The sequence below is a fragment of the Chryseobacterium sp. T20 genome (assembly GCF_047345655.1).
Classification (GTDB): Bacteria; Bacteroidota; Bacteroidia; order Flavobacteriales; family Weeksellaceae; genus Chryseobacterium.
Genome location: NZ_JBLFDU010000002.1, coordinates 425,245 through 447,670, shown reverse-complemented (window position 1 = coordinate 447,670; position 22,426 = coordinate 425,245). Strand labels below are relative to the sequence as shown.

The following is a 22,426-nucleotide window of genomic DNA, read 5'->3' as shown; positions in this document are numbered from 1 at the left end:
CAATATTAAAATTCTAATTGCAGTCCTACCAAGATTGTTCTTACAGCAGGGTAAGTATAAAGGTTATATGCTCCTGGAACGAACAATGCTGTAGATTCACCAGATCCTACTGAAACCTCAGGTTCTCCGTGGAATTTAGTCACTGTAAATAAGTTTTGTCCCTGTACATATGCTCTAAGCTTATTGATAGGTGATTTGTCTCCCAGGAATGCTTTATCAAATGTATATCCTAATGTAAGTGATCTTAATCTTAGGTAATCTGATTTTTCAATCCACTGATCAGAATCACGCATACCGTTTGAGTCAACTTTCTGGAATACTCCTGTATCTCCAGGGTTTTGCCAAACCTGAGCAGCAGCCTGAGCCATATTTCTACCTGCAACAGCCAACGTTGGATCCACAGCAGCAGCGTACATGTTGTTATAAGTATATCCACCTAGCTTAAACGTGAAATCAGCACTGAAATCAAGTCCTTTGTACTGAACTGTAGTTCCGAATCCACCAAAACTTTTTGGGAATGGAGATTTATCAGTAAGAGGAACTGCATTAGATGCACTGTAAACATCAGTAACATTTCCTGCTTTATCATAATATAATGCTTTTCCATTGCTTGGATCTACACCTGCAAATCTAACATTATAGAATACATATGGAGTCTCCCCTACTTTTAAATAAGTATCTCCTAAGTTTCTTTCTGTTTGACCGTCTGCTAATTTATCAAGAATTGATTTCTGGAATGAGATATTAGCATGTAAGTTCCAGTTGAAATCTTTCTTCTTGATTACATCTACGCTAAGCTCTACTTCAAGACCTTTCTGAGACATATCTCCCGCATTGATATACTGGTAGTATCCTCCTTCCTGTTTGTCTAAAGGTACAAGCTGTACGAAATCTTTTCTCTTATTCTTGTAAACTTCAACGGATCCACGGATTCTTCTGTTCCACATTGTGAAATCTACCCCTAAGTTGGTAATCGCGTTAGATTCCCATTTAAGATTGCTGTTACCAATAATATAATATCCTTGTGAAGCTGTACCAGGATATGAGGTACCATTAGCACCATATAAACCGTAGCTGATATTATTGACATTATAGTAATCAGGCAAAGTACCATCGTTACCTGTTGTACCGTAAGATCCTCTAAGCTTCAAATCATTAATAAACCCACCTTTCATGAAATCTTCCTTCGCGATATTCCAAGCTGCACTTGCAGACCAGAAAATACCACTTTGGTTATTGGCACCAAATCTTGATGAAGCATCTCTTCTCAATGATCCTGTTACCAAATATCTTCCTTCATAATCATAGTTTAGTAAACCTGCTAAACTGAATAAAGTATTTCTTACCTTAACTCCAGTAAATGTATTTCTGTCAGAAGGTGTTGTAATAGATGGAACATTGATAACCGGAGATTTCAATCCGTAAGCCCCACCATTCATTGTTTCGTTGTAGTTATCGTTATATTCGATAAATCCTAAGAAATCAAAGTTGTGGCTTCCGTATGATTTTTTATAGTTAATGGAGTTATTCCAAGTGTAGTTAAATGTATAGAATGAATTTTTGTTCAATGAACCTGTAGGAACTTTGTTTACTGTGATATCCAGGTTTGAACCTTTCTTCAACCATTGAGTTCCCATATACCAATCGAAAAGTCCGTTAAAGTTTGTTTTAAATTTCAGACCATCGATAATTTTATATTCTGCGAATAAAGTTACCGGAATTCTTAGTCTCTGATCATCTAATCTATAGTTACGGATCTGCTCAACAACGTTAGAACCAGCTCTCATTGTCTGATTATAACTTCCATCCGCGTTATAAACCGGCTCATATGGAGCATATTTATACATTGCTCCAAATGGGTTCTGTGTATTGTTTCTGTCTCTGAAATTCTGAGTTTCCTGATACTGAACACCTAGGTTAATCCCTACGTTTAGTTTTTCACTCAGTTTATTGGTAAACCCAAAGTTACCTGTATATCTCTTAAGTCCATCGATATCTCTGATAATCCCGTTATCAGAATCATATCCTAAAGAGTAATAGAAAGTACTTTCTCTAGATCCTCCCTGTGCACTGAATAAGTAAGACTGAATGCTTGAAGGCTTTAACAGGTCTTTTTGCCAGTTGTGATCATAGGCAGCTAGTGCATCCATTTCTTGTTGAGATCTTGGTTTAAACCCAAGGTACCCTAATTGATTCTGGAAATCCATCAACTCCCTAGAATTCATCATGGTATAGTTCTTGTCTCTCAGCTTTTCACTGAAACCAAACTTAGTTTCAAATGAATAGTGAGTTTTCCCAGCTTTTCCGGCTTTAGTAGTTACTACTACTACCCCATTTGCTCCTCTCGCACCATACTGTGCTGTAGCAGCAGCATCTTTAAGAATTGAAATAGATTCTACGTCTGCAGGGTTGATTGCACTGAACTGTCTTGCAGTCATATACATTCCGTTTACTACATACGTAGGTTCTGAAGAACCACCAACACCGGCAATACCTCTTACCTGAATGGTAGCAGCAGCACCTGGCTGTCCAGTAGTACTTTGTACAAATACCCCTGAAGCTCTACCCTGTAAAGAGTTACCAATAGATGTTGTAGGAGAGTTTCTTCTGATTTCATCACCACCAACAACAGCCTGAGCCTGGGTAATTTCATCTGCTTTTTTCTTCTGGTATCCAGTAACGATTACCTCATCGATCTTATTCTCCTTCAGAACAGAATCATTCTTAGATTTTTGCGCAAAAGCAGCTTGTCCTAAAAAAAACAAAGCTCCTGCACTTAATACATGTAACTTCACATTCATATTAACAGATTTTAATATATTCAAGGGACAAATATGTCAATAAATATCTGTAACATCAATTCATTAAACTCTGAAAACAGGCTTCCAGAAAGGAGAGATTCACACTCATACTTAAAAAATGATGGAGAATTATTTTAATTACATTTAAAAAATTAACAAAAAATAAGTCAATTTATACATTAACGGAATTTTAATAAATTCTAAAATTAAAATCAATTTACATTAAAAAGAAATTTTTAATTAAAAAAATAAACAAAAAAAGCAATTGTAGCGAAAAAAAATAAACAAATCGATTCTTGATTTTCAGGAAAATGGAGAAAAAAACGACCTATTTTCTTAAATATTATATAAAAAATCCCCCTTTACATGCTCAAAACCCTGTTTTAAAACAGTACCGCAGAGATTGAAATTAAAAAACTGTTAATTTAACATTTACAGAATTTAGTTAATACATAAGAAGTATACCTACATGTTACCTGTATTTTTTTAACCATTTTACTAATAAAATTAAAAATAATCCAAGCATAAAAATCATGAAAACCAACAGGCTTTTTTCCTTTGATAAAAAAGAAAAGCATCTCAAAATATGAGATGCTTTTATATGATTTAATAGAGGATAATCTTACTTCTGATAACTATAATACCTAGCTCCAATTAAAACCGGATTTTCAGCTTCAATAGAAACAAGCCCAAAACCTTTATATTGATTATTTACAGATTCCATCAATTGTTTTCTGTGAAGTTTCTCATAGGTATCAAAATCAACAGAAGTTCTTTGGTTTAGTTTTTCGAATAAATTCCATTTCTCCACTACTTTTCTCCAGCCACCAGACACTTTACCTGCAAAAACCTTTGATTTCGAACCACTTCCATAACCTACAAAACCAATTTCTTTTCCTGTAAGTTCTTCATTTTCATTAAAAGAAGTCTGTAATGCGGAAAGAAATGCCATAAAAATAGAAGCGGTGTACATGTTCCCGATCTCAGAAGAAGCTCTCTGGGTCTTTTCTATCTTATCATTAATTAATTTCAGATAATTCTCCGATTTAGCAACTGCTTTTTGTTCATCTGCTGTTTCATAGGAAAGACCATTCTCCAGGCTATAGATTTCTGTAAAAACCCTTTTCCCATGGAAGGCATAAGGAAGATGGAAAATAATGTATTTCCAGTTTTCGTAGGGCTTTTCCTGTCCGGTTATTTCTTTATAATGATGATAAGCTTCTTTTATTCTATCCTGATAGCACTGGTTAGAATATTGCCCGTCAAAAACAGGTTCATCAGTGAAAATTTCAATCTTGTCAGGATAGGCTTCCGGAGCTCCATTCAAATCTTCTTTCTTATATAATCTTCTCGGTTTGAAAAAATCAAAGACACTTTCTGAGGCAACTCCCCAATTATTTTCTATTTCAAGAAGATCCGGTTTTGAGGAAATCAAAAGAGCAACAGCACCGCCTCCTTGCGTATATTCTCCTGATGAAGCCAATTCGTATTTTGCATAGTCACTGGCAATAACGACTGCTTTTTTATCAGGGTTTACTCTTACAAAGTCCAGAGCGTTATGCAATGCATCTACTCCTCCTACACAGGCAAAAGTCATATCCAATACGTCACAGTTTCTGAAACATCTTGTTCCAAATTTTTCTTCCAATACTTTTTCTACCATTTGTACAGCATAGGAAGCTGTAGGCTTTGCAGCATCCACCGCGCTTTCTGTTCCAAGGTATACTCTTGCTATTTCTTTAGGATTGATTTGATAGTCTTTTATAAGCTTTAGTAATGCTTCTGCTGCAAAGGTGGCAGCATCTTCGTGAACATCAGAAAGTCCCATTTTATGAAGACCTAAGCCTTTTTCCAATTTTGCGGGTTCTATTCCTCTTTTTTCTGCTAAATCCTTAATTTCCAAATATAAACCAGGCACATAATACCCCGCTGCTTCAATTCCAAAACTCATAATTGTCCAAATTTTAAACGAATTTATGAAAGATAATGCAAAAAACAGTCGTAAAAAATGCTAATTTTTGCAACATCGTTAAAAACCAATGTATTTAAAAATAAAATCCGACAATTTAGGTACACGTACCGATAAAAAGAAAGCCAGCATATCTGCCGGCTTCATTTTTTACTTATAATTTTCAATGGCTTTATTGATGACATCGATCTGTTTGTTGATACTTGCTGTATTTTGTGGATTCTGTTTCAGCAGTTCCATTTTTTTGCTCAAACCATCTTTCAGCATCTGAACCATCATCATTTTAGCTTGTGGATTATCTGCCATCTGATTTTTGGCATATCCTGCTATTTTCGTAATGCTTTCTGTTGCTTTCAGGTTATCGGAAGTCATGATCCAATTGAAACCATCTTCTGCAGCTTTTCCCAATTCCGGATTCTGGAATTTAATGAATGGATAAAAAGTAGCCAGGGGGGCAATATTTTCTATCTGAGAGGTAATTTTGTTTTTAACAATAATCGGAAGTAATTGTGCTCTGAGTTCATCTGATGCTCCTTTCATGTCAATTTTATCAGCCAGATTATTGGCTCTTGACGGGTCAATGGAAAGAAGCGCACTCATAGAATTTCCTTTTACCGCGTTGGAAACGGCATTTACTCCTTTTTCAAATAAAGGAAGGTATTTTTTATCTTTTGTTTTTCCTAAAGCCGCAATAGCTGCAGCTTGAGTCAATGTTTTCGGATCATTGGAAGCCAGTTTCTCAACTTCAGCACCCAGCGCTTTCATTTGTTCAGGATTAGTAAGATCCATTAAATTCAAAGCTTTTATTCTTACTCTGAAAAAAGGATCTTTTAATGCAGCAGCCAGTAATTTTACAGCAGCAGGACTTTTTCCGGCCTGATCTTTAATTCCGTTTAAAGCCAGATATCTGCTTTTGAATTCTTTTGAATTGGTAAACTGCATCAGGTTCTGTTCCGGAGTTTTAGTATCTGTAATATCCGCCAGTAAAACTCCGTCTGCATTGATATTGATAAGATCAGGAGACTTAGAAACATCAAAACTGAATGCATTCTTAGCTTCTGCATTTACCCAGACATTGTATCTTTTAGGTTTTCCGTTGTCATACACATCTATAGCCAGAGGAAATTCAAATGGTTTTTCCTGAGTTTGATTAATTGTTACAGTTACCTGTTTCTTTATCGGTTCAAAAGTAGATGAGTAATTAATCTTCGGGTTGCCGTTTCCGAAATACCATTGATTAAAGAACCAGTTCAGATCTTTACCGGATACTTTTTCAAAAGAAAGTCTTAATTGGTGTGCTTCTGCATTCTGATATTCATTGGTTTTCAGATAATCATTCATTCCGGCAAAAAAAGCATCATCTCCAAGATAATTTCTCAACATATTTAAAATACCACCTCCTTTCTGATAGGTTACCAGATCAAAAACATCTTCTCGGGATTCATAATTGAACCTCACCAGATTCTTATTAAAATCGGTTGGGTTGTGAAGATAATTATTCACATCAGTCATCAGGTGATAATCTGCCTGATCTTTTCCATACTTGTATTCATTCCAAAGGTATTCAGAATAGTTGGCAAAGGATTCATTGACAGTAAGATTACTCCAACTTTCTGCGGTTACCAAATCTCCAAACCAATGGTGGAACAGTTCGTGGGCAATGGTATCTTCCCATGTATTTTCGTCGATAAGCTGTCCCGGTTTCTGTAGGATATCGCTTCCATGAAGTGTAGCGGTTGTATTCTCCATCGCTCCGCTTACATAATCTCTTCCGGAAATCTGAGCATATTTTGCCCAAGGATAATCATAGTTCAGTTTTTTGGAGAAGAAGTCGATCATTTCCGGCGTATTTCCGTAGATCTGCTTGGCATAAGGTTCGTATTCTTTTTCGATATAATAATCAACCGGAATATTTTTCCATTTGTCTTTTACCACAGCATATTCTCCTACTCCCATAAAGAAAAGGTAGGTAGAATGCCTCTTATCCATCACCCAATGATCCGTTCTGAGCCCATTGGATTCTTGTTTAGAATCTTTCAGAAGACCATTGGAAAGGGTAACATATTTATCAGGAACTGTCATATAGATTTCCTGTGTTGTCTTTTGATTAGGTTTATCAATCGTTGGAAACCATGCGGAAGACGATTCTGTTTCTCCCTGTGTCCAGATTTGCGTAGGCTTATCAGGTTCTGTTCCCTGAGCATTAATAAAATACAGTCCTTTTGCATCATTGATTGCCATATTTCCTTCCTGTTTCAATTCGTTCGGACGGGATGTATATTTGATGTAAACGGTATAATCCTGATTTCTCTGATAGGTTTTATCCAGAGTAATTTTTAGGATATCGTCTTTGTATTCATATTTTAAAGGAGACTTTTTACCGTTGTTATCAAGGGCTACTTCATGAATCAACATTCCTTTTGCGTCAAGAGTAAGCTCATTGGTTGCATAGAAGTAAGGTGAAGCGGTGAGCCATTCTTCCCCATTCATCTGTTCTTTCTGATAATCAAAATTTACTTTCAGCTTGGTGTGTTTAAGTTCCGTTACTTTGGTATGGGTAGCTCTGTACACTTTTTCTCTTCCTGAAGTTTCAGTTTGTGCTGATACATTGGCGGAAAATAAGATTCCCAGTATAGCAATTGATAAAATGGCCTTTCTCATCGGTCTACTTTATTATTTTTAGAATTATTTTTTTATGATGATGTCGAAAATATCATTGACTAAAGTTTCATAGTCACCTGTTTTAAGCTGTTCTTTGGTTTTTGCAAACGCTTTTTTGAGTTCACTTTCCGGGTTTTCATCATCCACTATTTCTGCTGATGCCACTCCTTTCAACTGAAGTACTGCATTTTTCAGTACTTCAATATCTGCATTTTCTTCTATATTAATTTTTAAATACTTCATAATTTATTTTTAAGCATTTGAAATATACGATCTGCCACCAGCCTGTTGATCTCTTTTCAGAAGGCAACAATAAACCGGAAGAAGTTATTCTTTCAAATGTAAGAAACAATTGTCAAAAGAAAGTGTGTTGAAGTATTTATATCCTGATTCCCCAACTTATGGGCACAGATAATAGCATCTATTAATGTTAAAAATAATAGACGTAAATAAAAAAATAAAGTGATCTAAGAATATTAAATTGCTACAGGAGCTTTGATCCCTGGGTGTGGATCATAATTTTCCAGCGTAAAGTCTTCAAAATTGAAATCGAAGATATCTTTAACATCAGGGTTAAGTTTCATTGTCGGAAGTGCTCTTGGCTCTCTTCCAAGCTGTCTGTTTACCTGCTCAAAGTGATTATTGTAAATATGAACATCTCCAAAACTGTGAACATAATCTCCTACTTCAAGATCACAAACCTGTGCTACCATCATCAAGAGTAATGCATAGCTCGCAATATTGAAGGGTACTCCAAGGAAGACATCCGCACTTCTCTGATACAACTGCAATGACAATTTACCATCAGCTACGTAAAACTGGAACAAAGCGTGGCAAGGTGCCAAAGCCATGTTAGGAATTTCTGCCACATTCCAGGCTGAAACAATCAGTCTTCTGGAATCCGGGTTCTTTTTAATCTGGTCGATTACTTCTGTGATCTGATCTACCACTTTTCCATCCGCTCCACTCCAGCTTCTCCACTGCGCTCCGTAAACAGGTCCAAGATCTCCATTTTCATTGGCCCACTCATCCCAGATGCTTACTCCGTTATCTTTAAGATATTTGATATTGGTATCTCCTTTCAGAAACCAAAGCAATTCATAAATAATGGATTTCAAATGCACTTTCTTTGTGGTTACCAAAGGAAATCCTTTTGACAGATCATATCTCAACTGATACCCGAAAACACTTCTTGTTCCAGTGCCGGTTCTATCGGTTTTATCCGTTCCGTTGTCTAAAATATGCTGTAAAAGATCCAGGTAGTTTTGCATTTTGAATGAGATTTTAAGTTTCAAATTTAGTAAAAACCAATAAAAAAAGCACTCACTTTTATGAATGCTTTTTATAGAGATGATATCTATTTTCTATTAAACAACTGTATATCTGCAATCTAACAGATCGTAATTTTACCATATATTTTCAATCGTCTGATGAATGGTGTTGACAATGAAATCTTCTCCTGCTTTTTTTCCATACATGATTTTCACCAAAGGTGATTCTGCAGAAACGGTCATGATTTTTTGTTTATCAAAAACAATTTCTCCCATAGAAACGGCTACGTAAAACAATCCTTTATTGGTTTTTACCAATGCTCCGTTCTGAACTTTTTCTGAAGGATCGGAAGTTATTTTCTGCAAAACAGCCTGCTGGTTCAAGACCTCATTCAACTGTCTCTGCAAATTATTGATTTCCTGCTGAAGCATTTCTCTTCCGGTTTCATATTTATCTCCCATTGAGCTTTTCGTATCGTTGTTGGAAGCCCGTGTTTCTGCAATGAGGTTTTCAAAGTACTGGATTTTGTCAGCAGCTTTTGCTTTTATGATATTGATTATTTCCTGTTTGTTCATTGGATGATTGTTTTTTATTGCGGGCAGATAAACCACCCTGTCAAAATCACAGATTTTGACACCCCTCCAGCGGAGGGGAATTAAGTACCTTTAAAGACTAGTGGTTAAAATTTACTACTCCTTATTTTTCAAATACGACATAATCAGAAACTTTGAAACTAAAGTCTTTTCCATTGTTGAAATCTCTTTTTGTTTTATCAAAAATATTTCTGAATGTTCCTGATAAATGTTCATCTTCAATTGAAAAGTTAACAGGTTCTTTTGACATATTCAGAACTACCAACACTTCGTCTTTTCCATTTTTCCTTACGTAAGCAAGAATTTTATCATTGGCTGTAGTATTCAACAGGTAGGTGGTTACATGAGGATCTCCTCCTCTTAAAGCAGGGTTAAACGCTTTTAAATCCAGTAATGTTTTATAGAAATCAGCAACCTGATAGGTATTGGTCCATTTGATGACATCTTTCTCGAAAAATTCCAATCTCTTCATATTGGGAAGTTCCTGTCCTGAGTATAATAATGGTACTCCATTCCATGTTGCAGAGAATACTGCCATAGGCTTTGTAATCACTCCATATTTTTCATATTCGGTTCCGTTCCACGAGTTTTCATCATGATTTGTGGTAAACCAAGCTCTCATTGAAGCATCTCCGATATTGGAATACTGTCTCAAAAGATCTTTTAACTCCTGAAGAGGTTCATTATTTTTGTAATAGTCAGCAGACTTGTGCATCCATTTCCAGGAATAACTGGCATCAAAAACTTTTCCATATTCCGGACTTTCCAACTCATCAAATTCTCCCAGCCAGAAAAGTGGCTTCACTTTTTCCACTTCTGGACGTGCCTGTTCCCAGAAATCAACTTCTACCCATGAAGCAAGATCACATCGGAAACCATCAATATCAGCTTCCTGCACCCAGAATTTCATGGCATCTATCATAGCATGGCGCATTTCCTGGTTTTTATAATCCAATTCAATAATATCGTCCATTCCGGAAGCAATATGGAATTTTCCGTCAGGGTCTTTAAGATAAAATTCAGGGTGAGTTTTTGTCCAAACGTGATCCCAGCCTGTATGATTGGCTACCCAGTCTATAATTACTTTAAATCCTAATCTGTGGGCTTCATTCACCATATCCTTAAAATCCTGCAATGTCCCGAATTCCGGATTGACAGAGGTGTAATCTGCCGCGGCATAAGGACTTCCCATACTTCCTTTTTTATTCTGCTGGGCAATGGGTGTGATGGGCATGAACCAAAGGGTTTTTATTCCCATTGATTTCAGTCGGGGCATTTCTTTTGCAAATGCTTTGAAAGTTCCTTCCTGAGTATATTGTCTTATGTTTACTTCGTAGATATTTGTATTATGTTTCCAATCTTTTGGCAGTTCTGTCATCTTCCGGATATTTTTTTGAGTGGTACAGGAAACAATTCCCAGACCAATTACAGCTAACAAAATTAATTTTTTCATTAAACTATTTTTAACAAAAGTAAGGATTGTTTTTGGAGAGAAGAGGTAAAAGAACAAAATTGTAAAGAAGGTAAAAATATAAAAAGGCGAAATTACCAAAGGGCAAATTTGTGAGGGAATATTTACTGAACAGACATGGAAAACTGATCAGATTTTATTTTGACATAAAAAACCCCGGGTTACAACCCAGGGCTCATATATTTTTATTGACTATCTTTCATCGTCATTGTCATCTTCCTCATCAAAGACATCGTCATTGTAGTCTTCTTCTTCATCATCATCAAAGTTGTCATCATCTTCATCTGAAAAGTTTCCTCCTGCTCCGAAATCATCTTCAAAACCGAACTCATCATCTACCAACGGCATTGCTGATTTCTTTTTGCCACCTCCTGCACTTCCGTTTTTGCTAGGAGCCTTTAATGGAACGTTTCCAAATCTGTATACGGTGATTGGATAGTTCACACCTTTTGTTTCTTCGATCACTTCAATAAGCTCACAGAAGAATTCCCAAAGATCAAGAAGCCCATATTGGAACTGTGCTTTGTCACCTACATTTTCAAAAGCCTCATCAATGTAAACATCTGACATAATTTCGCCGTCACCATCATCACTCATATCTTCCAATGGGACACTTTTTACGATTGTTCCGTCATCTTCTAACAGATTAAAAGTAGAAAGCTCATCTCCCTGCAGACTGAATGCACTTTTAATTCCTAAATGTAAGTTCCATAACGTTTGTTTTCCCTTAACTTCGATATCACGGAAAATATCCTCTTTCGCATCTAATATTACGCGGATTTTGTAAACCATATCAGTTTCTTAAATTACTTTTTTGCCTTTATAATTATGATAAATCTCTGTTGCAAATATATAATAAATGACATGTGACAAAAAAATATTTCAGGATTTTTTAAAATATTTTTTTTTCTTACATTTTGCCGGAATTATTTACTTTTTTCGAGCATAAAACTGAACTTCGTCCCTTCAAGGTAAACACTTTCTACGGTAATGTTTTCATTGTGTGCTTCAAGGATGTGCTTTACAATGGCCAGCCCAAGCCCTGAACCACCTTCTCTTCGGCTTCTGCTGGTTTCCACACGATAAAATCTTTCGAAGATTCTTGGAAGAATTTCAGATTTGATTCCCATTCCGTTATCTATCACCTCTATCAGTACCTTATTTTTCAGGATACTGGTTTTTACAATCACTTTTGCTTCCTGTCTGTTGGCATAATGAATGGCATTGGAGATCAGATTAATAAAAACCTGGGAAATTTTCTGTTTATCAGCTTCCACAAAGATCTGCGGATGAAGCGTCTGAATCTGTAATGTTGTATTTCTTTTTTCGGCTTCAAGATCAAGAAGGTCAAAAATTTCTTTGATCAGAAGATTAACATCAAATTTTGAAACGGTAAGATTGATTTCACCAGCTTCCAGCCTGTTAATCATATCAAGATCTGTGACAATAGCAATCAGTCTTTCTACCGATTTATCAATTCTTTCGAGATATTTATCCCGGATGGTAAGGTTATCTACTCCACCATCTCTTAAAGTTTCTACATATCCCTGGATAGAAAACAGAGGTGTTTTCAGCTCATGGGAAACATTTCCGATGTATTCTTTACGGTAACTTTCCATCTCTTTCATCATATCAATTTCTGATACCTGTTGTTGATTAAGATCTGAAAATCTTTCACCTAGTTCTTTAATGGTGATATTTTCGTCGTGATTCTGCACTATTTCCTGCGGCAGAAATCCGGAAAGACCTTTAACCTGCTTTCTGCTGTAGTAATTGAAAAGGAGTTCCAGTACTACACAGTTGATCAGGAAGATCAGTACAATACAGATGAAAAGACCCGTTTTGAACAAAGGGGTCTCATAATAGATATCTTTCAGCGAATCGAATACAACACCTAAAAGGAGCATTACCAGTGTCAGCAGACAGGAGGCAACGAGAGTAAGTCTGTAAAATTTCAATTTTACAACGTTTTAATGATTGAACGTAAAGTTAAGATTTTTAAATAATTAAACGATCAGTTTATACCCAATCCCTTTTAATGTCTGAATCGTATTGATTCCCAGTTTTTCTCTCAGTCTTCTGATATGAACATCAATGGTTCTCTCCCCTACAATCACATCATTACCCCAAACTTTTTCCAGAATCTCTTCTCTTTTGAAAACTTTTTCAGTATTGGAAGCCAAAAGGTAAAGCAAATCAAATTCTTTTTTGGGAAGAAGAAATTGCTGTCCGCTTTTGGAAACTCTGAAGTTATCTTTGTCGATAACAAGGTCTCCTATTTCGATTAGTTTAGCATTGTCAGACACCTGAGAGGTTAGCTGTAATAATGCATTTACTTTAGAGATAAGGATTTTCGGTTTGATCAGTTTTACGATGTAGTCATTGGCTCCCGCCTGAAAACCTGCTAGCTGAGAAAACTCTTCGCTTCTTGCAGAAAGGAACACAATAAGTGTTTTTTGCAGTTCTTTCACTTTACGAAGTTCCTGACAGGTTTCTATACCATCTTTTTCAGGCATCATGACATCTAATAAGATAAGATCCGGAACAATTTCCTTCGCTTTTTCTATACCTTCGTTACCATTGGTAGCTGTATAGATATCATACCCTTCCTTTTCCAAATTGTAAGACAGAATCTCTAAAATGTCCAGTTCATCGTCTATTAAAAGAATTTTTTTGCTCATCTTCTAGTTTAAGAATTCCCACAAAATTAATTATTTCAATTGATTTCATCTATCTGTCAAATGTTAACTAATTATTAAAAAACAACATTTTGAGCATTAATTATAAAATCAATAAAAAAATTAACAAATAATTATACACAAATCAAATATAAGGAATAATATTTAACATTAAAATAAAAATTATAATTATATAAATTAAACATCAATAAATATAAAATCCACTCACCTGTTAATACAAACTTCATAATTAATTAAGATTCTCCTAAAGTTTTCTTAAAAACTTAGCCTTTATTTTGCCCTTGAAAAAGAAGTAAAAGAAGTAATAATGAAAAAACAACTCCACAAGAGCATCATGCTACTTGCCTTGTTTTCTGCTGGCTATGCTTTTGCACAAAGTCAGATTTTGGAAGGTAGGGTATTGGACGAGAAAGACAATACTCCTATAGAAGGGGTAAAAGTAAAAGTAAATGGTCAGGAAGTAACTACTGACATTTCCGGATACTACTCTATCAACCTTTCTCCCGGTGCCAATTACATCGTAACGGTAAGTTCCAACGGGTATAACAGAAAAGAGATCAGTGAAGTTATTATAAAGAATGAAGGTAACACTCATCTTGATATCGTTCTGGATAAGCCCTCTACCAAAGAAAAAGAAATTGAGGGAGTTGTCATAAAATCAAACGCAAGAAAAGAAACCATAGCCTCTACCATCGGTTTACAAAAGAACGCGGGTGTAGTTTCTCAGGTTATTGGTGTTGAAGCTATCAAAAGAAGTCCGGACAGAAACACGGGTGAAGTTCTGAAAAGAGTTTCCGGGGTGAGTTTATTTGACGGAAAATATATTGTAGTAAGAGGTTTATCAGACCGTTATAACCAGGCGATGCTGAATGGTATTCAGTTATCCAGTACAGAGCCTGACAGAAAGACTTTCTCTTTTGACCTTTTCCCTGCTAACGTTATCGAAACCCTTGTCATCAACAAAACGTTCATTCCTGAATATACAGGTGAATGGGGAGGTGCATTGATTCAGGTAAATACTAAAGATATTCCTAATAAAAACTTCTTCAATGTACAGGTAGGTGTAGGTGGAAACACCGCTACTATGGGACAGGAATTCCATATGCAGAAAGGAGGAAAGTGGGACTTTTTAGGAATTGATGACGGTTACAGAAAACTTCCTACCAATATGCCTGCAAAAAATGCTTTCAGTATTCTGACTGAAGCACAGAAAACAGAGATTGGTAAAGGATATACAAAGAATCTTGGATACAACAGTATCGGTTATCCTGAAAACTTAAGTTTACAACTTGACGGAGGTTTCAATACGAAATTATTCGGAAAAGATTTAGGAGTAATTGCTGTTTTAAACTATAGTAACAACAAAAGAAGAACTGAGTCTACCAACCGTTTCTTTACCATCAACAACCAACTTGCTGATACCAACTTCGATTATTTTACAGAAAAATACAGCAATGATATTATTTTAGGAGGGATGTTGAACCTTTCTTTAAAGCTGAACAACAACAATAAAATTTCCCTAAAGAATATCATCACGAATAATACAGTGAACCACATGTCCTTCAGAACAGGAAAGGACTTTGAATTTGATCCGATTAACGGAACAAATATCATGGCAAGGGAAATTGGATTTAAAGAAACTACTTTCTACAACTCTACCCTTTCCGGTAATCATAAAATTGATGTTCTTGGTGGATTGACGGTAAACTGGTACGGAAGTTTCGGAATCCTTGATCAGTACATTCCTTTGCTACAGCGTTTACAGTATAACCAATATACGAATATGCCGGGAAGCCCTTATTTAGCATTGATTTCTAATGGTCTTTCTCAAAAATCAGGAAGTGTATTCTACTCTACTCTAAGTGATTATCTATATAATGCAGGAGGTGACGTATCCAAGACGTTTACGATGTTTGGACAAAAACAAACAATCAAAGGAGGTTATTTATTCCAGGTAAAAGACAGAATATACAACTCAAGACCATTCTCTGTAAGACTTGAAAACTTCAATCAGGGATTACTTTCTCAGCCTTTTGAAACCATCTTCAATCCTGGTAATTTCGGAACTAACGGAGGATTTACATTTGATGAAATTGCTGGAAACCAGTACAGATATATTGCCAACACCATCCTTAACGCAGGATATTTACAGTTTGACAATAACTTCACACCATGGTTAAGAGCAGTTTGGGGATTAAGAGTGGAGAACTTTGATCAATTGGTAGGAAGCACGAAGAAAAGCGATGACCGTTTTGTCAATACACGTGTTACAGACTTCTTACCTGCTGTTAACTTAACATTCAAGGTAAATCCTAAAATGAATATCCGTCTTGCAGGTTCACAAACTGTTGTAAGACCGGAATTCAGAGAGGTTTCTCCTTTGGCATATTATGATTTTGACCTTGGAGCAACTGTAATCGGTAACAAATCTATCGAAAGAACTAAAATCACGAGTGCCGACCTTCGTTGGGAATTCTACCCAAGAAACGGGGAAATTATATCCGTGGCAGGTTTCTATAAAAACTTCAAAAAACCGATCGAATTATACTTCAACCAATCAGGAGTAGGAACGAGTAACACTTTCAACTACCTTAACGTAGATAAAGCTGATGCTTATGGATTGGAAGTTGAAGCCAGAAAAAAACTGGATTTTGTAAGTGCTCTTAAAAACTTTACCCTTGGTGGAAACGTAGCATTAATCAAAAACAGAGTAACAGATGAAGCTACTAATATTGACAGACCAATGCAGGGACAATCTCCATACACTGTAAACCTAAGTCTTCAGTATGATACTGAAAAGTCAGGGTGGTCTTCAACGCTATTATTCAACATGATCGGAAGAAGAATCCTTTACGTAGGAAACGATCAGGTTCCGCCAATCTGGGAAGCGCCTAGACCTCTTCTGGATTTCCAGCTTGCTAAAAAACTATGGAGCAACAAGGGAGAGATCAAGCTGAATGTTTCAGATATCCTAAACCGTCGTGCTAAATTCTACCATGACCTGAATGACAATGGTAAGTATGACAGCAAAGATGCTCTTGCTATTGAAAGACTTACAGGAACCAATATCAGTTTAACACTGGGATACAATTTTTAATTCACTCAACAAATAATCTAATAAATAATTTAATTCTTTATAACATGAAAAAGTTCGTTTTATATTCTTTAATGCTTGGCGCTCTAGTATCAACTACCGCATGTAGAAATATAGAAGAAGATGGACCTACCATTATTCAAAATGGAGGTAACGGAAACGGAGATACTGAAAACCTTATTCTTTCAGGAAAAATCACTTCCAATACTACGCTTAAAGCAAATAAAATCTATAAGCTAAGAGGACTAGTATATGTAACTAACGGAGCTACTTTAACTATCGAGCCAGGTACAAAGATTGTAGGTGAAGCTGATAAAAACGGAGCTTTAATCATTACAAGAGGAAGCAAAATCATGGCAGAAGGAACTGCTGCTAATCCTATTATCTTCACTTCAGAAAAAGCAAGTCCTAAAAGAGGAGACTGGGCAGGTGTAGTAATTTTAGGAAACGCTCCTACTAATGCATCTTTCGGAGGAACAAACGGAGTTGGAGAAATTGAAGGAGGTATTAATAACTCTGAAGGTCTTGGACTTTATGGAGGAAATAACGCTGCTGACAACAGTGGTGTATTAAAATATGTAAGAATAGAATATGCAGGATATGCATTCTTACCAGATAAAGAGATCAACGGACTTACATTCGGTGGTGTAGGTAACGGAACTAAAGTAGACTATGTAGAAGTTGCTTATGCTAACGATGATAGCTTTGAATGGTTCGGAGGAACAGTAAACTGTTCTCACCTTATTTCTTACAAAGGTCTTGATGACGATTTCGATACTGATAACGGTTTCTCAGGAAATGTACAGTTTGGTATCGCAGTAAGAGATTCTCAGGTAGCCGACGTTTCTGGTTCTAACGCATTTGAATCTGATAATGATGCTAACGGTTCTACTTTAACGCCTCAGACTTCAGCTACGTTCTCTAACATGACGATTATCGGGCCAATCAACTCTGCAGCTCCTGGAACAATCAATGCTTTATTCCAGAATGCATTACAGATCAGAAGAAACTCTTCTATCTCTGTATTCAACTCTGTATTCACAGGATTCCCGGTTGGTTTATTCATTGATGCTACTAAAGGATCTCCAACAGATAACAACATTGTAGGTAACAAATTATTCTTTGAAAACAATGTTTTAGCAGGAAATACAACTCCTTTAAAATTCGGACCATCTACATCTACTCCGACAACATATACATTAAACGATCTTACGACTTGGTTTAATGCTAAAGGAAATACAATCCTTGCTTCTACAGTTGATGTAAAACTTGCTGGTGCATGGGCTCCTGCAGGAACTACACCAAACTTTACTCCTAATGCAGGTTCTCCATTATTAACAGGAGGAGCATTTACAAACCCTAAATTAGCGACTTGGTTTACACAGGTTACTTACAGAGGTGCTGTAAAAGATGCTACTGATACTTGGTATGCAGGATGGACTAACTTCAACTTATAACATATCATCATATAAGTACCTAGATTTAATTTCAAATAAAAGGTCTTCGGAAATATTTTCCGAGGGCTTTTTTTATCGTTATTATCCGATATGATGTTGGTCTCACGAAATTAATATTAAGAGGTATTCATATTGTAAAAACAGAAAAAGGGAATATGAACAGTAATTTTTGGGGTTGAACACAGATAGATGTTCTTTCATAAGTTTGGGCTAAAGCCAGAGGAGTTTATTCTATTACATTTAAATGGGCTAAAACCCGTTCCTATTGAATATAAAAAGTTCGAAGTTCACAACCCAAATCCTCAAAACTCGAATCACGAATCTCAAAAACCCGAAACCCGAAACCCGCACCCCATTCAAAAAAAGCCACCAGGAAATTCCCGATGGCAGTTACAAAAAACAAGTGTATAAAAATATATATACTTCACATTAATTTCTCCAAAATAAATTCCCGTCATTCATCAGGGCTTTTATTTCAGACATTCTGGAAACTGCTTCTGCAGAACATGAAGCGTCTGTCAGAATAATGGCAGCTTCATCACCAACCTTAGGCCATTGCTGCTTTCCTTTTTCATCCAGAGGAAGAGTGCTTTGAGTAGCAAACTGCAAGGCTCTTGATAAGGCATATTCCGTAGCATAACCATACAGCTCTGCAATAAGATTCGCTTTCTGCAGCATATTTCCGGATCCGAAAGTACTCCAGTAATCCTGCACATTATCATTTCCGATCAATACATTAACCCCATATTTTTTCAGTGTTGGAATGGGCATTATTTTTCCTTTAAAAGGCACAGAAGAAGCAATTCCCACTTTTCCGGCAGCCAGTCTTTCTGCAATCTGCTCTGTTTCTTTAGGTGAAAGATGGGCTAAAGCAAATGCATGGCTTACAAACGTTTTTCCCTGAAGCGCAGGGTTTTCCATCGCTTTATCAATCAGATAATTGATGGTTTTCATTCCCGACTCTCCTGCTTCGTGCAGATGAATATCAATTCCTTTATTGTGATCCAAAGCCAGCTGAACCGTAAAATCCATTACTTTCTCAATACTTCCATCAATACTCAATGGATCCAATCCACCAATGAATGCTACACTTTTCAGTCGGGCTGCTTCTTTCATTAGTGGAGCCGATTCCGTATAATACACTCCATGTTGGGGAAAAGCAACCAACTCGGCTTTGAAAGAGTCTCTTTTATTTTCAAGAGCCTGCTCAAGATGTTCCAGGGATTTCAATCCAGAAGTAGGATCAATATTAAAATGGGTTCTCGCAAAATGAGTTCCGTAATGCTGTTGCAGACTAATCAGCTGTTCTGCTCTGCTTACGGAAGTCTTCAGCAATTCAGGGATGATTTCCTGTTCATAGGCAATCATATCCATCACGGTTCTTCTTTTCGAAGAAAGTGCCTGCCATGGAAGTCCGTATAATGTTTTATCCAAATGGATATGCATATCTCTGAAAGCAGGAAGCATCAGATATCCTTTAGCATCTATCGCTTTGGAAGCAGGATCATTGGCTTTTACTGTTTTTATTTTTCCGTCTTCAATTTCAATACTGAAAAGGTCTGTTTTTGTTCCGATTACCTCTTCATTTTCGTATTCAAAGCCAGTTTCCAGGCGGACATTTTTAAGGGAATAGCTTCCTTTTGCAGTTAATTGATAGGGAAATTGCATGATTTAAATTTTAACAATACAAAATTAACCCGTGTTCAAGGTAAAACCGGTGTATCAATTATGTCTTGTTTTGTACAGATTATTCTTTAAACTGGGAAGGTGTCATTCCTGTTTGGGCTTTAAAGAATTTGGAAAAGCTGGCATGATCATAGAACCCGAGATCATAGACAATGTCTTTTACAGACATTTCGGAAACTTTCAACAGTCTTTTGGCTTCCAGTAAAATACGGTCCTGAATAAGGGATGAAGCTGAAGCATTGAGGTTTTTCTTGCAGACAATATTCAGATAATTGGCCGAAATATTCAGTTTATCCGCGTAAAAAGAAACGGATCTTTCTGTTTTGAAATGTTCATCAATAAGATGCAGAAACTTTGAAATAATAGGATTTGAATTATAGATTTCAAAATCCTTGAAAGCACCTTCCACAGATTGACTCACCAGCAAGCCAATCAATTCACTTCTTTTTTGGATCAATTCCCAAAATATTTTTTCTCCGTTCAGTTCTTTCTGGATGGCCTGAAATTCATGCAGAAAATTTTCAAAAATTTCTTTGGAAAGATTAATCACCGGATGATTCTGGTAATACGAGGCAGAAAACCGTAATGACGGCAGAAAACTTTCAAACCAATCTCTGCTGATCATCAGCTGATACCCGATTGTTTCTTTTTCAATTATCCATTGGTGTACCTGATCGGGAAAAACAAGATGAATCTGATGGTCTTTAACCTGATATTCTGTAAAGTCTATGGTATGCGAACCTACTCCCTTCTCAAAAAGATTAATGATAAAAAAATCATGTTTGTGAGGATCATCAATGGAGCGCGCTCCAGAAAGTTCATTAAACAGCAGATTACAGCCTTTCAGCTGATTATCACTAAATTCCTGAATTCCCAAAATAGGAAAATGATCTGTATGGTAAGCCACTCTGCCTGATTTTCTCCTAAAATTACTAAAATTTATGAGAAAAAACTAAAACAACCACAAAAGGAACAAAAGCTTTATCTGCATCACTCTCTCATCAGTTTTCATCTTCATTCAGTGATGGTCTCTGAAAATCTTAACAGATTCGCAGGCTTTCTCCATAAAGCTTTCATACCCTTTGTGGTCGAAAAAACACAACTAGATTATATATTAATTTATTTAATCCTTTTTTATTTTAAATTAAAAAACAACGTTTCCATCATGTACTAAGGATTCCACATCTGAAATTCTCGATACTGCTTCTGCGGAACAGCTTGCATTAATCAGAACAAAGTCTGCTTTATCTCCGGATTTCGGCCATTGCTGAGCACCTTTATCATCTAACGGAAGAATATTTCCTGTTGCCAGTTTTAAACTTCTTGACAATAAAAACTCTGTTGAATATCCATACAATTGTGCCATTAAATTGGCTTTTTGAAGTACACTTCCTGTCCCGAAAGTATTCCAATGGTCTACAATGCTGTCATTCCCGGTAAGGACAGTTACGTTATGTTTGTAAAGTGTTGGAATAGGCATAATCAGCCTTCCGAAAGGGATTGTAGAGACAATTCCGATCTGTGCTTCACCTAATTTTTCAGCAATTTCTTCCTGTTTCGCCGCTTCTAATTTTCCTAGAACAAAACAGTGGCTTAAATAGGTCTTCCCTTTCAGAGCAGGGTTTTCATTCACTTTTTTAATCAGATATTCTATCGTTTTCAATCCCGAGTCTCCGGTTTCGTGTAAGTGAATATCTATTCCTTTTTTATTATCTAAAGCAAGCTGAACAGTGAAATCTACCACTTTTTCGATATCTCCATCAATGTTGAACGGATCTACTCCACCAATAAAATCAATATCCATCTTCGCCGCTTCTTTCAGATAAGGTACGGAATCAGTATAGAAAACACCATGCTGTGGAAAGGCTACCAGCTCAGCTCCAAAGCCTTTCTTTTTATTTTCTAACGCTTTCTGAAGATTTTTTAAAGACTGAAGTTTTGAAGTCGGTTCAATATTCACGTGACTTCTTGCATAGGAAGTTCCCTTAGACTGTAATAACTCAATCAGTTTTTCGGCTTTGAAAGTTGAATTCTTCAGCATCTCAGGAAGCATTTTCTGCTCCAGTTCTATCATTCCTTTTACCCCTCCGGTTCTTTTTCTCACGGCCTGCCATTGATCTCCATAGAACGTTTTATCAAGGTGAATGTGCATATCTTTAAATGCAGGAAGCATCAATAGACCTTTTGCATCTACCGCTTTAGCATTCGGTTGATTGGGTGAAATCTTTATAATTTTTCCGTTTTCAACTTCAACATAAAAGAGATCCGTTTTGGTAGAAGACACTTCCCCATCCTGGTATTCAAATCCTGTTTCCAGACGAACGTTTTTAAGGCTCATTTTTCCTTTTACTGAAAGATTTTTCTCATCGAAAGGTGATGCAGTCATGATATTGGGTATTAAAGTGAGTCCCGCTACAGCCAAGGCTGAGTTTCGGATAAAATCTTTACGGGAGATGTTATTGTCTGAGGTCTTCATTTCCAATCTATTTAAGACAAAATTAAAAAGAAGTAACCCTGAACGAAGTGTATGGTTTATTACAAAATCTGTATGATTTATGCTTTGTCGTAATTCCTTGCGAAAATCCTCAGTTTATCTTTCTACAACAAAAAGAGCCCCCCACAACGCTTGTCATTCCGTAGGAATCAATATTATGTTGTTTTTATGCTGCTGAGACTCCTGCGGAGTGACAAATACTGCGTTGAACATTTTATGATCCCAACTA

15 protein-coding genes are annotated in these 22,426 nt (G+C 36.3%); 2 read left to right on the top strand and 13 right to left on the bottom strand.

Translation table 11 applies throughout. The features are described from left to right. Positions 1 to 5: 5 nt before the first annotated feature. From ACMA47_RS07385 to ACMA47_RS07340, 10 genes are all read right to left on the bottom strand, one after another. Entirely contained in the window at positions 6 to 2,801 is a 2,796-nt protein-coding gene (locus tag ACMA47_RS07385; protein WP_413929284.1) for a SusC/RagA family TonB-linked outer membrane protein, read from the bottom strand. 622 nt (positions 2,802 to 3,423) lie between these two features. Beyond that, entirely contained in the window at positions 3,424 to 4,752 is a 1,329-nt protein-coding gene (locus ACMA47_RS07380) for a hydroxymethylglutaryl-CoA synthase family protein (protein WP_413929283.1), read from the bottom strand. Positions 4,753 to 4,920: 168 nt separating this feature from the next. Next, positions 4,921 to 7,431: a M1 family metallopeptidase gene (locus ACMA47_RS07375; protein ID WP_413929282.1), complete on the bottom strand. Its 2,511-nt coding sequence runs from the start codon at positions 7,429 to 7,431 to the stop codon at positions 4,921 to 4,923. Positions 7,432 to 7,455: 24 nt separating this feature from the next. Beyond that, complete coding sequence (locus tag ACMA47_RS07370) at positions 7,456 to 7,674, bottom strand: hypothetical protein (protein WP_413929281.1); 219 nt, start codon at positions 7,672 to 7,674, stop codon at positions 7,456 to 7,458. Between the two features lie 233 nt (positions 7,675 to 7,907). Then, positions 7,908 to 8,702: a thymidylate synthase gene (locus ACMA47_RS07365; protein WP_413929280.1), complete on the bottom strand. Its 795-nt coding sequence runs from the start codon at positions 8,700 to 8,702 to the stop codon at positions 7,908 to 7,910. A 135-nt stretch (positions 8,703 to 8,837) separates the two neighbouring features. Beyond that, positions 8,838 to 9,278: a hypothetical protein gene (locus ACMA47_RS07360; RefSeq protein WP_413929279.1), complete on the bottom strand. Its 441-nt coding sequence runs from the start codon at positions 9,276 to 9,278 to the stop codon at positions 8,838 to 8,840. Positions 9,279 to 9,399: 121 nt separating this feature from the next. Further along, on the bottom strand, positions 9,400 to 10,749 hold the full coding sequence (locus ACMA47_RS07355; RefSeq protein ID WP_413929278.1) for an alpha-amylase family glycosyl hydrolase: 1,350 nt from the start codon (positions 10,747 to 10,749) through the stop codon (positions 9,400 to 9,402). 210 nt (positions 10,750 to 10,959) lie between these two features. Beyond that, positions 10,960 to 11,559 carry an IS1096 element passenger TnpR family protein gene (locus tag ACMA47_RS07350; RefSeq protein ID WP_034695121.1) on the bottom strand — a complete coding sequence of 200 codons (600 nt, stop codon included), beginning with the start codon at positions 11,557 to 11,559 and terminating at the stop codon, positions 10,960 to 10,962. Between the two features lie 134 nt (positions 11,560 to 11,693). Next, complete coding sequence (locus ACMA47_RS07345; protein ID WP_079242785.1) at positions 11,694 to 12,725, bottom strand: sensor histidine kinase; 1,032 nt, start codon at positions 12,723 to 12,725, stop codon at positions 11,694 to 11,696. Between the two features lie 48 nt (positions 12,726 to 12,773). Continuing rightward, positions 12,774 to 13,448 carry a response regulator gene (locus tag ACMA47_RS07340; protein ID WP_002977493.1) on the bottom strand — a complete coding sequence of 225 codons (675 nt, stop codon included), beginning with the start codon at positions 13,446 to 13,448 and terminating at the stop codon, positions 12,774 to 12,776. A 325-nt stretch (positions 13,449 to 13,773) separates the two neighbouring features. Here ACMA47_RS07340 and ACMA47_RS07335 point away from each other — a divergent pair, with 325 nt between their 5' ends. Next, positions 13,774 to 16,563, top strand: coding sequence for a TonB-dependent receptor domain-containing protein (locus ACMA47_RS07335; protein ID WP_413929277.1), 2,790 nt, complete (start codon positions 13,774 to 13,776; stop codon positions 16,561 to 16,563). Between the two features lie 44 nt (positions 16,564 to 16,607). Continuing rightward, positions 16,608 to 18,017 (top strand): hypothetical protein, encoded by a 1,410-nt coding sequence (locus ACMA47_RS07330; protein ID WP_413929276.1) that lies wholly within the window; start codon positions 16,608 to 16,610, stop codon positions 18,015 to 18,017. 429 nt (positions 18,018 to 18,446) lie between these two features. Here the strand turns inward: ACMA47_RS07330 and ACMA47_RS07325 are convergent, their stop codons facing one another. The 3 genes from ACMA47_RS07325 to ACMA47_RS07315 all read right to left on the bottom strand — a co-directional run bounded on the left by ACMA47_RS07325 (position 18,447) and on the right by ACMA47_RS07315 (position 22,179). Further along, positions 18,447 to 19,685, bottom strand: coding sequence for an amidohydrolase (locus ACMA47_RS07325; RefSeq protein WP_413929275.1), 1,239 nt, complete (start codon positions 19,683 to 19,685; stop codon positions 18,447 to 18,449). A gap of 79 nt (positions 19,686 to 19,764) precedes the next feature. Beyond that, positions 19,765 to 20,610, bottom strand: a complete 846-nt coding sequence (locus ACMA47_RS07320) for an AraC family transcriptional regulator (protein ID WP_413929274.1) — start codon at positions 20,608 to 20,610, stop codon at positions 19,765 to 19,767. Between the two features lie 237 nt (positions 20,611 to 20,847). Beyond that, positions 20,848 to 22,179, bottom strand: coding sequence for an amidohydrolase (locus ACMA47_RS07315; protein ID WP_413929273.1), 1,332 nt, complete (start codon positions 22,177 to 22,179; stop codon positions 20,848 to 20,850). Positions 22,180 to 22,426 lie beyond the last annotated feature (247 nt).